The organism is Marinobacter nauticus ATCC 49840 (genome assembly GCF_000284615.1).
Classification (GTDB): Bacteria; Pseudomonadota; Gammaproteobacteria; order Pseudomonadales; family Oleiphilaceae; genus Marinobacter; species Marinobacter nauticus.
On record NC_017067.1, the window covers coordinates 1,841,804 to 1,856,116 of the forward strand.

Here is a 14,313-nt window from a genome sequence, read left to right on the forward strand (position 1 = left end):
TCAGGTTATTCCGCCGGATCGTACGCCAGGCTTGGCATCAACCAGCGTTCAGCCTCAGCCTTGGTCAGGCCTTTGCGTTCAGCATAGTCCTCAACCTGATCAACGCCAATTTTGCCAACGGCAAAGTATTTGGCGTCCGGGTGGGCGAAGTACCAACCGGAGACCGCTGCGGTTGGATACATGGCGAAATGCTCCGTTAGCTGGAGGCTGGTATTTGCGGTGGCATCCAGCAGTTTGAACAGGGTGGCCTTTTCGGTATGGTCCGGACAGGCAGGGTAGCCGGGGGCAGGGCGGATACCACGGTAGCGTTCCTTGATCAGGTCCTCGTTGGCCATCTGTTCATCGGTGGCATAACCCCAGAATTCCTTGCGCACCCGTTCGTGCATGCGCTCGGCAAAGGCTTCGGCCAAGCGGTCTGCCAGGGCCTGCACCATAATGGCGCTGTAGTCGTCGTGGGCGTTTTTGAACTCAGCGGTCAGTTCGTCCACGCCGATGCCTGTGGTCACCGCAAAGCCTCCGACATAATCGCCCAGGTGCAGACTCTCCGGCGCCACGAAATCTGACAGCGCCATCATTGGCTTGCCCGGAGCTTTCTCATCCTGCTGACGCAGGTGGTGCAGGGTAGTGAGCTCTTCGGTTCGGGACTCATCGGTGTACACCACAATGTCATCACCCCGACGATTGGCGGGCCAGAACCCGACAACGCCTCTTGCCGAGATCCGCTGATCCGCGATCATCTGTTTCAGTAGTTTCTGGGCATCGTCAAACAGGGTACGTGCGGCTTCGCCTCTTTTCGGGTCGTCGAAAATGGCCGGGTATTTGCCGGCAATGTCCCAGGAAATAAAGAACGGTGTCCAGTCGATGTAGTCCACCAGTTCCTTCAGATCATAGTCCTCGAAGACCCGGACACCGGTAAATGCGGGCTTGGGCGGCTGGTAGTTCTCGAAATCGATTTCCGGTGCACGGGCACGGGCTTCTTTCAGCGACACCAGCTTGGTGCGGTCACCACGGTTTTTGCGGCGTTCACGAATTTCGTCATATTCGGTGCGGGCTGCTTCAACGAAAGCGGGCTTCGCGGTCTTGCTCAACAGCTGGGACGCTACGTTTACGCAGCGGGATGCATCAGAAACATAAAGGGCAATGTCGTTTTTGTACTGGGGCTCGATTTTGACCGCTGTGTGGGCTTTCGAGGTGGTGGCACCACCAATCATCAGCGGTATATTGAAGTCCAGTCGCTGCATTTCACGCGCTACGTGCACCATTTCATCCAGTGACGGTGTGATCAGGCCGCTCAGGCCAATCATGTCGACATTTTCTTTTCGGGCTGTTTCCAGAATCTTTTCACAGGGCACCATCACGCCAAGGTCGATTACCTCGTAGTTGTTGCACTGCAGGACAACGCCAACAATGTTCTTGCCAATGTCGTGTACGTCGCCCTTGACCGTGGCCATCAGTATCTTGCCCTTGGCCTGCTGGTCTTCAGTTTTCTCTGCTTCGATGTAGGGAATCAGGTGGGCCACGGCCTGCTTCATTACCCGGGCGCTCTTGACCACCTGGGGCAGGAACATCTTGCCGTCACCGAACAGATCGCCGACCACGTTCATGCCGGCCATCAGAGGGCCTTCGATCACTTCAATGGGATGGCTGGCGTTCTGACGGCAGGCTTCCGTGTCGTCGATAATGTAACTGGTAATGCCTTTAACCAGGGCATGCTCCAGGCGCTTCTCAACAGGCCACTCACGCCAGGCAAGATCTTCTTCTTTGGCCTGGCCGCCTTTGCCTTTGAACTTTTCGGCCGCCTCGAGCAGGCGATCGGTGGAGTCATCCCGGCGGTTCAGAACCACGTCTTCCACCAGCTCTTTCAGGTCCGGCTCGATCTCGTCGTAGATCACCAGTTGGCCCGGATTCACGATGCCCATATTCATGCCGGCCTTGACCGCGTGATACAGGAAGACGGAGTGAATGGCCTCACGTACCGCATCGTTGCCGCGGAAAGAGAACGACACGTTACTGACGCCGCCGGAGATAGAGGCGTGGGGGCAGTGCTCCCGGATCCAGCGCGTGGCGTTAATAAAGTCCACTGCGTAGTTGTTGTGCTCTTCAATGCCGGTGGCAATGGCAAAGATGTTGGGGTCGAAAATAATGTCGGCCGGGTTGAAACCGATGCCGGTCAGCACGTCATAGGAGCGTTTGCAGATTTCGGTTTTGCGTTCGAAGGTATCTGCCTGGCCGTCTTCGTCAAAGGCCATCACCACCACCGCGGCGCCGTAGCGCATACAGTCCCTGGCACGTTTGATGAACTCTTCTTCGCCTTCTTTCAGGCTGATGGAGTTCACCACGGCTTTGCCTTGGATACAGCGAAGACCCGCTTCGATCACATCCCACTTGGACGAGTCGATCATGATCGGCACGCGGGAAATGTCCGGCTCAGAGGCCACAAGGTTCAGGAAAGTAACCATCACCTCCCTGGAATCCAGCATGCCCTCATCCATGTTGATATCGATGATCTGGGCGCCGTTCTCAACCTGGTCTCGGGCAACGCTCAGGGCTTCTTCATACTGTTCTTCCTTGATCAGTCGCAGGAAGCGCTTGGAGCCGGTTACGTTGGTGCGTTCACCCACGTTGATGAACAGGGTGTTTTCGTCACCGGTAAACGGTTCCAGGCCGGAGAGCCTGAGTGCTTTCGGGCGATCAGGGATCTGTCTGGGCGGATACTTGGCCACGGCCCTGGCGATGGCTTCAATATGGTCCGGGCGCGAGCCGCAACAGCCGCCGATGATGTTGAGAAAGCCATCTTTGGCAAAGCCTTCAATGATCTCGGCCATTTCCTCCGGGGTCTGGTCGTATTCACCAAACTCGTTGGGCAGCCCGGCGTTGGGGTGGGCTGATACATAGGTTTCGGCCTTGTTCGACAGTTCTTCCACATAAGGCCGCAGCGCGTCCGCGCCCAGTGCACAGTTCAGACCCACGGAAATCGGTTTAGCGTGGGCAACCGAGTTGTAGAAGGCTTCAGTGGTTTGGCCGGACAGGGTTCGGCCAGAGGCGTCGGTGATAGTGCCGGAAATCATGATCGGCAGCTCAATACCACTGTCTATAAAGAACTGCTGAGTTGCGTAGATTGCTGCTTTGGCGTTCAGGGTGTCGAAAACAGTTTCAATGAGAATAAGGTCTGAACCACCTTCAACCAGGCCGGAAACTGCCTCGTAGTAATTGTCGACCAGAGTCTGGAAATCCACGTTCCGGTAACCGGGATTGTTCACATCCGGTGAAATAGAAGCGGTGCGTGAGGTGGGACCCACGGCACCGGCTACAAAGCGTGGCTTTTGGGGATTCCTCGCGGTGAACTCGTCGGCGATTTCCCGTGCCAGCTTTGCCGCAGCTACGTTCAACTCCCGTGCCAGCGATTCCAGGCCATAGTCGGCCTGCGACAGCTTGGTGGAGTTGAAGGTGTTGGTCTCGATAATGTCTGCGCCCGCGTCCAGGTACTCTGCATGGATGTTGCGGAGCAGGGCAGGCTGGGTAAGGTTCAGCAGGTCATTGTTGCCCTGAACTTCCCGTTCGTAATCCTTGAATCGATCGCCCCGGAATGCGGCCTCATCCAGTTTCTGGTTCTGGATCATGGTGCCCATGCCACCATCAAGAATGACAATCCGCTCCTTGAGGGCTTGATGCAGCTGTTCCAGGCGTGTATTGCGATCGGTCATAGAAAACTCTTCCGGGTGTCGTTATTAACGTCGTGTTTTACGTTTTGGCGCGGGATCATAGCAAAAATGCTGAAAGGCGTCTTAGTACGGATGATCATTATCAAGTTCCGTTTTGCCTGTCCGCCGTTGGGATAAGGGAAACTGATTACCCCATTAATGCCCGACTATTTTACTTGGTCTTTTATGTTCCGGCGATCTCTCATAAAATGTCAGTCACACTTGATAACAGGTAGGAAGCATGGCTCTGGTAACTGTGACTGATTCCGCAAGGGATTATCTTGCGCAACTGATTGAAAAGCAGGACGTTGAAGGTATGGGCGTACGCATTTTCGTGACCCAGCCCGGCACCCGCAACGCAGAGACCTGTCTGGCATACTGTCCGCCCAATGAAGTTGTGCCAACCGATGAGCAGGTCAACCTGGAGAAGTTTACTCTGTATCTGGACCATAATTCGGTGCCGTTCCTGGAAGACGCCTATGTCGATTACTCCAAGGATCAGATGGGCGGGCAACTGACCATCAAGGCGCCTAATGCCAAGGTGCCGCAGGTGGCTGATGATGCGCCCCTGCCGGAGCGTGTGAACTACGTGCTGGCTTCCGAAATCAATCCCAACCTGGCGGCTCATGGCGGTGATGTTTCGCTGGTTGAGATTGTTGACGAATCGGTTGCGGTGTTGCGCTTTGGTGGCGGGTGCCAGGGCTGCTCTGCGGTCAGCCTGACGCTGAAGCAGGGTGTCGAGAAGACCCTGAAGGAACGCGTACCTGAAATCTCCGCGGTGCGTGATGTGACAGACCACTCGAATACCGAAAACGCTTACTATCAATAAGTTGCACCCTTCCTCCGGCAGTCGCCCCTTCTCTGGCGGCTGCCAGAAACACCCGCCTTGCCTGGCTACACGGCCAATGGCCTGTTAAGCGCAATACTTCATTATCGGTCACATAAACAGAATCAAAGGCCGGGTATTATCCGTGCCGTGTGAGCGAATGCTTTTTCTATTTCGGGGTAACGCTTGACTGACCTTGCTCTTGTGTCCGTGCCTGTAATGGCTGCCGTGGTGGGATGGTTCACTAACTGGCTCGCCATTCAGATGTCCTTTCATCCTGTCCGGTTCATCGGCGTTGGGGTTATTGGCTGGCAAGGGGTGATTCCGCGCAAGGCCGAGAAAATGGCCCACATCTGCATTGATCGCACACTGCAGAAGTTTGGCGACCTGAATTCTGTGTACCAGAAGCTGGAGCCCAACCGCATTGTGGAACAGGTGGTGGCTCAGGTAACGCCCCGTATGGATGAGTACATTGACGAGGTCATGTATGAAATCCAGCCGGTACTCTGGGATAACCTGCCGCTGTTTGTTCGTGCCCGGATCTATCAGTGGGCGCGGCAACAGTTACCCAATCGGGTAGAAGAACTGGTGGAGGATTTTGGTGACGACCTGGATGAGCTGGTCGATCTCAAGGCGCTGTTGAGTCGGGAGCTTCAGAACCATCCGGACCTGATGAATCGTATCTTCCAGCAGGCCGGTGCGGTTGAGCTCAGGTCGGTCATTAATCGGGGCGCGATTATCGGTGCCTTGATGGGCGCGGTGCTGGCGCCGGTTTCGGTGCTCTACCCCCAGCCCTGGTTACTGCCGGTAGGCGGCTTTTTCATTGGCTTTATCACTAACTGGATTGCCATCAACCTGATCTTTGCACCGGTGCGCCCGCGCCGGGTATTGTTCTGGCAGTTGCAGGGGCTATTCCTGCGTCGGCAGGATGAAATCAGCGATATCTGGGCGCGCCTGGTGGCGGAGGAATTGATCACGGTGGAGAAAGTCGCCGATGCCATGATCAATGGCCAGCACGGTGACCGTACCCGCGCCATTATCCAGAAACACCTGCGCCCCATGCTCGACAATTCCATGGTCATGAAGCTGGCGGCTCAGGTGTCTGTGGGCATGACCGGTTACACCGAGCTCAAGCGTGTGATGAATCAGAAAGCGGTGCTGGCCACGCGGGATGTATTCAGTGATCCCGCTTTCAATCGTGAGCGTGCACCAGTCGTCGCGGGGGTGCTGGCCAGCCAGATGAAGGCCCTGCGTCCGGAAGAATTCCAGGACATACTCAGGCCGGCGTTCCGGGAGGAAGAAATTCAGCTGATGTTCGTGGGTGGCTTGTTTGGTGCCTTGGCCGGGCTCGTTCAGTTTCTTGCCATGACTGGCTTGCCCCAGGCCGTAATGGGCTGACCACACCAGGGAGAATAGCGTATGCCAGTTTGGGCACAGATCCTCACGCAGGTTTTACTGACAGCGGCCACCGTAACGGCCGTTCTCTTTGGTTTCTGGTTCTGGGTGGTAAAGCCATGGCTGGCTGAGCGCATTCAGGAGCTGGTCGACACCGCTAATGAGATTGAGCCGAAGGTCACCAGTGGCGTTCAGAAGGGTGTGGCTGAATCTATCCGGCAGATACCCCAAAGCGCCTGGGACGGTGCAACCCGTGAATCCACACGCCAGTTTCTCAAATTTGGTTCGAACCTGTTTGAAAACGGGCTGAGCACCTTTCTGGGGGCCGCTGCCGAAGAACAGCACGCCAATCAGGCGCGGTCAGCCGAAAAGCGGGACAGATAACAGCGCGACATCTTCCACGGGCTCAGAGGCAATTCGTAGGGCGAGGCAGTCCGGCAATCCGGCAGGCTGTTTTGGCGGGGGTTCCGGGGAACAGTGTCATCAGGTAGATACTGTCGCCTTTCTCGTCCCCCAGCGCTTCTCTTACGGCCTTTACGAACAACCGGTTCGACGGTGGCGACATCTCATGCTGTTTATAAAAATCCCTTAAAAAGTATATGATTTCCCAGTGTTTTTCCGTTAAATCAATGTCGTCTTCATGAGCGATTTCCTGGGCTACCTCATTGGTCCAGGTGGCCGCGTTCTCCAGAAAACCCTCGTTGTTTCTCTCAGGCGAGTTCGAAGCACTCATGGTTTACCAGTTGATGATTCGTGAATGATTGACGGTCAGCTGCACAAAACCGGCGTAGTCCACCAGTTGATCTGCGGGCACGCGATTGGCCACGGCGCGCGCATGTGCGTCTGCCTCCAGACCATAAGAAGCCCCCGGCAACTGCTTTTCGCGATCGAGCAGTGCGAGCACCGCATCCTCAATCAGCAGTAGCGTGTCACCCTGTTGAGCAGACGCCAGACAATGCCGGAACCTGGCGTGTTCCGGAGCTTTGTTGATGATGTGCAGGGTTGCGGTCGTGTTTTCAGGCATGACAGGGTCCTATCCGGCAAAAACAACGCGGGAAAACTGGCTCAGGGTTTCGGAAATCGACTCCGATGGCGTGCTTCCTGACAGCAAATCGTCGAACTCCAGTCCATATTGCGCGCATGCCTGGGCATCCACCAGTATCTTTTCAACGCCGAACAGGGCGGCCGCAGCGAGATTCTTCTCCACAGATTTCTGGCCGACGGCGTCGGCGGCCTGGCCTTTGCACAGCCAGTTGACGCCAGCCCCCAGAAACAGAATGGCGGCGGGCTGGTCGAAGGCTGCCAGGGAGAAGGTCATGTCCAGCGCTTCTCGTCCAGTCCACGAGCCATAGGGTGGCTGATCGATCACAATCAGGGTGGTCATGGTCAGTGTGCCCCGTGAAAATAAAGAACCCGGTTGGACTTCAGGTTACCCTCTACCCATTCGCCAAGGCCGGCAATCTCGAAGGGTGCCCTGAGATTGCTGGCGGTCAGTTCGTAACGGGCCTGTTCGGTCTTATCGACAATGCCACGGCGCAGGGCTGAAGCAATGCAGGCGACCGCTGCGATGTTGTTCCCGGAAAGAAATTCAGACCACAGTCGCGGCCAGTGTTGCTCATCGGAGGGAGGAGCGCTCAGGGCCGACGCCAGGTGTACGCCATCACCATACAGGAACACCCGGTCGATACGGTGGCCCGCTTTCAGCAGGGCCTGAGCGAATGACAGGGCAGTCTGGGGCGCCTGTGTTGCCCAGGGGGCACCGGTAATCACGAGTGTGTAACTGAGTGGCTGAGGCATGGAACTGGATGCTGACTGATGGAAACCCTGCAAGTGTACCTAAAGCAAAAACCCCGGCATAGGCCGGGGTTTTCTCAAGGCATTGGACTGAGTGTACTGATCAATCTTCGCCGCTGAACGCTGACAGCAGGTGCAGCAGGCTGACGAACAGGTTGTAGATGGACACATACAGGCCCACAGTGGCGATGATGTAGTTACGCTCGCCACCCTTGATGATCTGGCTGGTTTCGAAAAGGATCATGATCGAAGCGAAGATCGTGAAGCCTGCGGAAACGGCCAGGTGCAGAGCAGAACTCTCCATGAAGAACGCCAGCAGCATGGCGCCAATCAGCACGAATGCGCCAGCGGTCAGGAAGCTGGACAGGAAGCTGAAGTCCTTCTTGGTGATGATAGCGGTTGCGGACAGGCCCACGAACGCGACGGCAGTCAACGTCAGTGCCTGAGCAACAATCTGTGAGGCGCCTGCAGCAACAAACGCACCGATGATCGGGCCAAGGGTGTAACCCATAAAGCCGGTCAGTGCGAAGGTGGTGACGATGCCCCAGGGGCTGTTCTTCAGCTTATAGGTGGCAAACAGCAGGCCGATGTAGCCCACGATGGTAATCAGGAAGCCCGGGTGCGTGCCATTCATGTTCAGGAACGCGGTCACGGCTGAAAACGCCAGGGTCATACCGAGCAACATGTAGGTGTTGCGCAACACCTTCATGGCGTCGTCGCTGATACCTGCCGCTGCGCGACTGGTTTCGCTGGCCGGCGAGTAGGCCGCCTGGTTGTTCTGAACGCCGAAACGTCTGTCTTCCATTGTCATCTCCGTTTAGTGCTCTAGTGCAACTGGATACTGTAGACCATCATAATGTCGAAACCGCAACTTTCAATCATTTACGACAGAGAAACACCAAATGGATTCCATTAAAACGCGGTAATCTTGTCTAAGCTCTGACCAGAAGCCACGGAATTTGCTTTGTTTTTCTTGCAGGGCGTTGACAGAGGGGGTAAATCCGGTATCATTCCTCCCGCTGTCGACAAGGCAGCTAGCCGAAGCGTTTCCCGATGCTTCGACAAGACGGTGGGCTGGCAGAGTGGCTGAATGCAGCGGTCTTGAAAACCGCCGACGGTTAATAGCCGTCCCGGGGTTCGAATCCCTGGCCCACCGCCATTTTTCTTCTTGTTTTTCCTCTTGATACCCCAATATCCTGGTTACACCAATCCCTCCGTTGGATTCCAAACACCACGCTTCATATCCGGGAGATTTCATCCATGGCTGAAGAACCGGAAAGTCAGGAACAGTCAGATCGCAAAAACCGCCGCTTCGCAGTGTCAGCCAATCGAGGCAGGGCGAGCCATCGCGTGCGTTATGTCGAGACCGGTGGCGCGGCCGTGGATACGGAAGAGTGCACCTTTTGTCAGGCCGTTCCCGACCTTGAACATGCCGGGGGAATCAAAGCCACTCAAGTGCCTGGCCATTCTGACACCAGCGAGTGTTCTGGTAGTGAAGCTCAAAAAGCCGGCGCTGATTCTGCGCCGTAGCCAGATCGCATAATTCAAACCGGACACGGTCACCGGGTAGTTGCTGGGCCAGGCGGCTGCAATCCAGGATCGGTACCACGCCAGGCTTCGGGTAGCCACCAATCGTCTGGCCATCGTTCAGCAGCACGATAGGCTGACCATCGCCGGGAATCTGAACGGATCCGTGTGTAATACCTTCGGAGATGATGCCGGGAGGAGGGGAGTCCATGGCCGCGCCCTGAAGCCTGAAACCCATACGGTCGGATTGATCACTAACGGTGTAGCTGCTGGTTGTCAGTCGCAGGATATCTGAACGCTGAAACTGAGCGTACTGATAGCCCGGTATCAGGCCGATAACCACCTCTGAACTGAAATCAGGGCGCTGGTGTACAGGCACTTCCCGGCTCTGCACTTTTCGTTGCGCTTCCCGTGGTAACAGGTTATCTCCGCGCTTTATCGGGCCCCGGCCCGCGAGCTTTTCCCGAACAACCACGGTGCGACTGCCGAACTGCTGCGGTGAATCCAATCCTCCCGCCACGGCCAGGTAGATAAGCCGGTTATGAGCCGAGTGGCTGATGGTCAGCTCGTCGCCGTCATTCAGGTTCAAGGTTCGCCACAGTTCAACCGGTTCACCGTTCACGGTGACGCTGGTTCTGGCGCCGGTGATGGCAATCTGGAGCGCACCGTGGGCAATGGCGCGGAATCCCCCTAACATGATTTCCAGGCAGGCCGCATGGCGAGGATTGTCCAGCAGTTTGTTGGCCCAGGTAAAGCTGATCAGATCAAGGGCGCCGCCTGCGGCCAGCCCGTGGTGGCGATAACCCCGGCGACCACTGTCCTGCACAGAACTTTGCACGCCGGGATGAATGACCTCCAGCCAGCTCATGAAATGAGCTCCCCACCGGCGGCCAGAAACGCCTCCCGGCTGATGGGGGTAAAGCGCACCCGATCGCCCACCTTGAGGAGCGACAGGTTCGTTGGATCAAAAAGGCGTGTCGGGCAGCGCCCAATCAGCTGCCAGCCGCCCGGAGAAACCTGCGGGTAAACTGCTGTCTGCCGATTGGCAATGCCAACGCTTCCGGCGGGTACCTGTTTGCGAGGAGTGGTTTTCCGGGGTGCGGCGATGCTGGGGTCAACCTGCCCCATAAAGGCGAAGCCGGGGGCAAATCCAAGCGCATGCACCCGGTATTCAACCGAGCTGTGTCGACGAATCACTTCCTCGCAATCCAGGCCGCTTTCCGAGGCCAGCCATTGCAGGTCAGGCCCGGTCTCGACACTGTAATACACCGGCAGTTCCACCAGGCGGCTTTTCAATTCCGCCGTGTGCGCCTGTGTGCTCAGCCTGTGAACGAGGGGCCAGATCTCGGCGCTTACCTGTCGGAAATCGACGACTACCGGGTCGTAGACCACCATCAATGTCGTGTATGAGGGCACCATATCCACCAGCCAGTGAAAACCCGCACGCCAAATGTTGTCGACGAGGTTGGCAATGCGGGCAGGCAGGGCGTCATCGATGGCCCGGGCCAGGGTAATCAGGATGGCATCTTCCGAAACCGCCTCGATCATCGGCCGGATTTACCGAGCGCCTGGCGGATGGCTTTGATTGCGTCGAGCGCGGCGTCATTGTCGCCATGTACACACAGGCTGTCGGCCGGAAGCTCAAGCCAGTTGCCGGTGGTACTGAATACGCCGCCCTTTTCCGCAAAGGACTGCGCCTGGCCAACGATGATGTCCGGATTCTCGTGTACGGCGCCGGCCTGGCGCCGGGAAACCAACTGGCCTTCGTCATCGTAGGCGCGGTCTGCAAAGGCTTCCAGCAGCAGGGGCAGGCCAACGTCGGCCGCCATCTGCTGATGTTCGCGGTAATTACTGGTGACCGGAATCATCAGTGCCAGATCGGTCCGGAAGGTGCGTACGGCCTCCATCACGGCGCGAAGCAATCTATTGTCCCGCATCATGTCGTTATTCAGGGCGCCATGGGGTTTGACGTAGCTTAGCGTCAGGCTTTCACTGCGGCACATGCCTTCGAGCGCCCCGAGCTGATAAAGCATCAGGGCTTCGATTTCTTCCGGCGTGTGGTGAATCGAGCGCCGGCCGAAGCCGGGCAGGTCGTGATAGGACGGGTGAGCGCCAACCGCAACGTCATGGGCAGCTGCCAGTGCCAGTGTTTTGCGAATCACCATAGGGTCTGCGGCGTGAAAGCCACAGGCCACGTTGGCCATGTCGATCAGAGGCATAACCAGGTCATCCTGGCCCATTTGCCAGGCGCCGTAGCTTTCCCCCAGATCGCAATTCAGTTTCATGGCGCTGTCCTGTCTCTCCTCAGATGTCACTGCGGCCAGGGAAGGTGGCCTGTTTGCGCTCTTCCGCCAGTCTGGCCCGCTGTTCCAGGGACTCCGGCGAATTCTCGGAAATACCCCATCCCTGCAGATTTTCCTCAACCAGTTTCACGAGGGCATCGATGTGCCCCGGAGTCGCGTTCAGGCAGGGAATATAGCTAAAGCCTTCGCCGCCGGACTCCATAAAGTATTCGCGGTTTTCCTCGTTAATCTCCTCGATGGTTTCCAGACAATCGGCGGAGAAACCAGGACAGAACACATCGATCGACTTTACCCCTTTTCCGGGCAGTGCTTTAAGGGTTTCGTCGGTATAGGGTTGCAGCCATTCCTCCCGCCCGAACCGGGACTGAAAGGTAGTCATGTACTGGTCTTTACCAAGGCCAAGGCGCTCCGCCAGTAACCGCGATGTCTTGTGGCACTCGCAGTGGTACGGGTCGCCCTTCAGCAGGTATTTCAGCGGCACGCCGTGGTAGGAGAGAATCAGTTTTTCCTTGCGGCCATGCTCAGCCCAGTGCGCTTCAATATGCCGCGCCATAGCTTCGATGTACGGCGGGAAATCGTGGTAATGGGAAACAAACCGGAAATCGGGCAGCCAGCGCCGCCGGGTAAAGTCTTTTGCAATGGCATCAAACGTTGAGGCCGTGGTTGAGGCCGAATACTGAGGATAAAGCGGAAGCACCAGCAGCTTGCGCACGCCCTGTTGTTGCATCTCCTCCAGTACCCGGGGGATGGAAGGGTTGCCATAACGCATGGCGAAACCTACCACCACATTGGTGCCGAAGCGCTGTTTCATGGCCTCACGGATACCCTCAGCCTGTTTCGCCGTGTGAATCAGCAGGGGAGAACCCTCCTTTTCCCACACACTGGCATAGGCTTCCGCACTTTTCCGGGGGCGGATGCGGAGAATGACGCCGTGCAGAATCAGCCACCACAGGGGGCGCGGTACCTCGACAACCCGCGGATCCCAGAGGAATTCCGCGAGGTATTTCCTCAGGGCGGGAGTAGTAGGTGCGTCGGGGGTTCCAAGGTTGGTGATCAGCACACCGAGCCGGTCCGGCTCATTGTGGCGGTAGTTATCGATCCCGTTGTAAGGCATTGAGACGTTCCGTGAGGTGAAAATTAACGCTTGCCGGCCTGCTGCATCAGGCGGGGAATAAGCCCGGTAATGTCGTAACCTGCATTCCGTGCCCGGGACAGGATTTCCTCAGGCTGGTGGTCGCGGGCACTGCTCAGGGCCCATAGTACCGTACAGCGGGTGCCGGAACGACAGAAGGCTAGTACGGGTTTCTCGGCATCACGGATCATGGGCGCGAAACGTTCGACGTCCTGGTCGGTAATATTGCCAGACTCAACCGGCATGTAGACCCATTCAAGGCCCTCTGCTTTCGCTGCGGCCTCAATGTCGGCCATGGCCGGTTGGCCGTATTCTTCATGGTCGGGCCGATTGGCGACCAGGGTCCGAAACCCCAGCCGCGCAATTTCGGCGACGTCCTCAATAGCGATTTGTGGCGCTACGGAAATACTGTCATCAATTTTTCTGATATCCACGCGTGTCTCCCAACGACGGTCGTTTAATCCGCTCGATCACTTCGAATGCCATCATACCGGCCACCATGGACGCAACAAAGACCACGGCCTTGATTTCTCCGGCACCAAGAGCCACCAGGGCGGGCCCTGGACAAAAACCGGCAATGCCCCAGCCAATACCGAACATCATGCTGCCAATAACAAGTCTGGACTCAATACGGTTGTTCGCCGGCATTTTTATGGTGAATCCGAGGAACGACAGGGTACGCCTGCGCGCCACGGCGAAAGCGACCAGTCCGACGATGATTGCGCCTCCCATCACGAAAGCCAGTGAAGGGTCCCAAAGCCCGGCGATATCGAGAAAACCAAGCACTTTTTCCGGATTGGCCATACCCGATACCATGAGCCCCAACCCGAAAATCAGTCCTGCCAGAAGTGAGGTGACAGAGTACTTCATCATTCAGACTCCCATCAGATGGCGAATTACGAACACCGTTAAAAATCCTGTTGCCATAAAACTCAGGGTTGCGACCAGTGAGCGAGGCGACAGACGAGACAATCCACAGACACCATGCCCGCTGGTGCAGCCTGAGCCGTAGCGAGTGCCGATACCCACCAGCAATCCGGCAACGATCAGGGCTGGATAACCTGCGTCAATCTGAATCGGTGGAAGTTCAGCAAACAGCAACCACAGGCTTGGGGTGCCTACAAGCCCGGCGAGGAAAGCCAGGCGCCAGAGTATATCGCGGCGTGCCGGAACCAACAGGCCACCCAGTATTCCACTGATACCTGCAATACGGCCGTTCAGGAGCAGGAAACTCGCAGCAGCCAGGCCGATCAGCAGGCCACCGGTCAGTGCGGCGCCAGGGGTAAACTGGCTCCAGGCAATATCAATCATTCATAGACTCCCATGATTATCCGTTTTGGAATAACTATATAATGGGTGGAAATAATAACAAAAAAAGCCCGGCAGGGAATGCCGGGCAGAGGCGTGCGAGTAGTATCCATGAAAGACTTCCAGACAAACCGACATCAACAGGGATGCCGGTATTGGGAAGTATTGACCATAATTTGAACAGTTCAAGTGAGAGGCGCTTTCGTTTGAAAACATTTTTTCATATTGCATCAGTGGTTATACTGCGGCCTTTCGTTATGCGGTTCTCAGGGCCACCACTGCAATCCGGCCCCGGCTGTAATACAATGACAGCTACCGCTAATGCCC

The 14,313-nt window shown here is 56.7% G+C and carries 16 protein-coding genes and 1 tRNA gene; 4 read left to right on the plus strand and 13 right to left on the minus strand.

Features of this window, described 5'->3' with window-relative positions; translation table 11 throughout:
- Positions 1–5: 5 nt before the first annotated feature.
- Positions 6–3,704, minus strand: coding sequence for a methionine synthase (metH, locus tag MARHY_RS08455; protein ID WP_014421408.1), 3,699 nt, complete (start codon positions 3,702–3,704; stop codon positions 6–8).
- 238 nt (positions 3,705–3,942) lie between these two features.
- Between metH and nfuA the strand changes: the two genes are divergently transcribed.
- From nfuA to MARHY_RS08470, 3 genes are all read left to right on the plus strand, one after another.
- The gene (gene nfuA, locus MARHY_RS08460) at positions 3,943–4,530 is read left to right on the plus strand and encodes a Fe-S biogenesis protein NfuA (protein WP_011785011.1); all 588 of its coding nucleotides are present in this window, start codon (positions 3,943–3,945) and stop codon (positions 4,528–4,530) included.
- Between the two features lie 183 nt (positions 4,531–4,713).
- Positions 4,714–5,925, plus strand: a complete 1,212-nt coding sequence (locus MARHY_RS08465; RefSeq protein ID WP_193364632.1) for a DUF445 domain-containing protein — start codon at positions 4,714–4,716, stop codon at positions 5,923–5,925.
- Between the two features lie 21 nt (positions 5,926–5,946).
- Complete coding sequence (locus MARHY_RS08470) at positions 5,947–6,306, plus strand: hypothetical protein (protein WP_014421410.1); 360 nt, start codon at positions 5,947–5,949, stop codon at positions 6,304–6,306.
- 22 nt (positions 6,307–6,328) lie between these two features.
- Here MARHY_RS08470 and MARHY_RS18720 read toward each other — a convergent pair whose 3' ends face one another.
- The 5 genes from MARHY_RS18720 to MARHY_RS08495 all read right to left on the minus strand — a co-directional run bounded on the left by MARHY_RS18720 (position 6,329) and on the right by MARHY_RS08495 (position 8,521).
- Positions 6,329–6,655, minus strand: coding sequence for a TusE/DsrC/DsvC family sulfur relay protein (locus MARHY_RS18720; protein WP_014421411.1), 327 nt, complete (start codon positions 6,653–6,655; stop codon positions 6,329–6,331).
- A 3-nt stretch (positions 6,656–6,658) separates the two neighbouring features.
- Positions 6,659–6,946, minus strand: coding sequence for a sulfurtransferase complex subunit TusB (gene tusB / locus MARHY_RS18725; RefSeq protein WP_014421412.1), 288 nt, complete (start codon positions 6,944–6,946; stop codon positions 6,659–6,661).
- Between the two features lie 9 nt (positions 6,947–6,955).
- Positions 6,956–7,306 (minus strand): DsrE family protein, encoded by a 351-nt coding sequence (locus MARHY_RS08485; RefSeq protein WP_014421413.1) that lies wholly within the window; start codon positions 7,304–7,306, stop codon positions 6,956–6,958.
- Positions 7,307–7,308: 2 nt separating this feature from the next.
- A complete protein-coding gene (tusD, locus tag MARHY_RS08490) occupies positions 7,309–7,719 on the minus strand; it encodes a sulfurtransferase complex subunit TusD (RefSeq protein WP_014421414.1) in 411 nt (136 codons plus the stop codon).
- 100 nt (positions 7,720–7,819) lie between these two features.
- Positions 7,820–8,521 (minus strand): Bax inhibitor-1/YccA family protein, encoded by a 702-nt coding sequence (locus tag MARHY_RS08495; RefSeq protein WP_014421415.1) that lies wholly within the window; start codon positions 8,519–8,521, stop codon positions 7,820–7,822.
- 263 nt (positions 8,522–8,784) lie between these two features.
- Between MARHY_RS08495 and MARHY_RS08500 the strand changes: the two genes are divergently transcribed.
- Positions 8,785–8,875, plus strand: a tRNA-Ser gene (locus MARHY_RS08500).
- Positions 8,876–9,157: 282 nt separating this feature from the next.
- Here MARHY_RS08500 and MARHY_RS08505 read toward each other — a convergent pair.
- The 7 genes from MARHY_RS08505 to MARHY_RS08535 are packed head-to-tail and all read right to left on the minus strand — an operon-like array spanning position 9,158 to position 13,989.
- Positions 9,158–10,111, minus strand: coding sequence for a 5-oxoprolinase subunit C family protein (locus MARHY_RS08505; protein WP_014421417.1), 954 nt, complete (start codon positions 10,109–10,111; stop codon positions 9,158–9,160).
- Positions 10,108–10,791: a 5-oxoprolinase subunit PxpB gene (pxpB, locus tag MARHY_RS08510; protein ID WP_014421418.1), complete on the minus strand. Its 684-nt coding sequence runs from the start codon at positions 10,789–10,791 to the stop codon at positions 10,108–10,110. Before pxpB ends, MARHY_RS08505 begins: the two co-directional genes overlap by 4 nt.
- A complete protein-coding gene (locus tag MARHY_RS08515) occupies positions 10,788–11,528 on the minus strand; it encodes a 5-oxoprolinase subunit PxpA (RefSeq protein ID WP_014421419.1) in 741 nt (246 codons plus the stop codon). Before MARHY_RS08515 ends, pxpB begins: the two co-directional genes overlap by 4 nt.
- Positions 11,529–11,547: 19 nt before the next feature.
- Positions 11,548–12,660 (minus strand): ferrochelatase, encoded by a 1,113-nt coding sequence (hemH, locus tag MARHY_RS08520; RefSeq protein WP_014421420.1) that lies wholly within the window; start codon positions 12,658–12,660, stop codon positions 11,548–11,550.
- Between the two features lie 23 nt (positions 12,661–12,683).
- Entirely contained in the window at positions 12,684–13,112 is a 429-nt protein-coding gene (locus MARHY_RS08525) for a protein tyrosine phosphatase family protein (RefSeq protein WP_014421421.1), read from the minus strand.
- Entirely contained in the window at positions 13,093–13,548 is a 456-nt protein-coding gene (locus MARHY_RS08530) for a YeeE/YedE family protein (RefSeq protein WP_014421422.1), read from the minus strand. The genes MARHY_RS08525 and MARHY_RS08530 overlap by 20 nt, the downstream gene beginning before the upstream one ends.
- 3 nt (positions 13,549–13,551) lie before the next feature.
- Entirely contained in the window at positions 13,552–13,989 is a 438-nt protein-coding gene (locus MARHY_RS08535) for a YeeE/YedE family protein (RefSeq protein WP_014421423.1), read from the minus strand.
- Positions 13,990–14,313 lie beyond the last annotated feature (324 nt).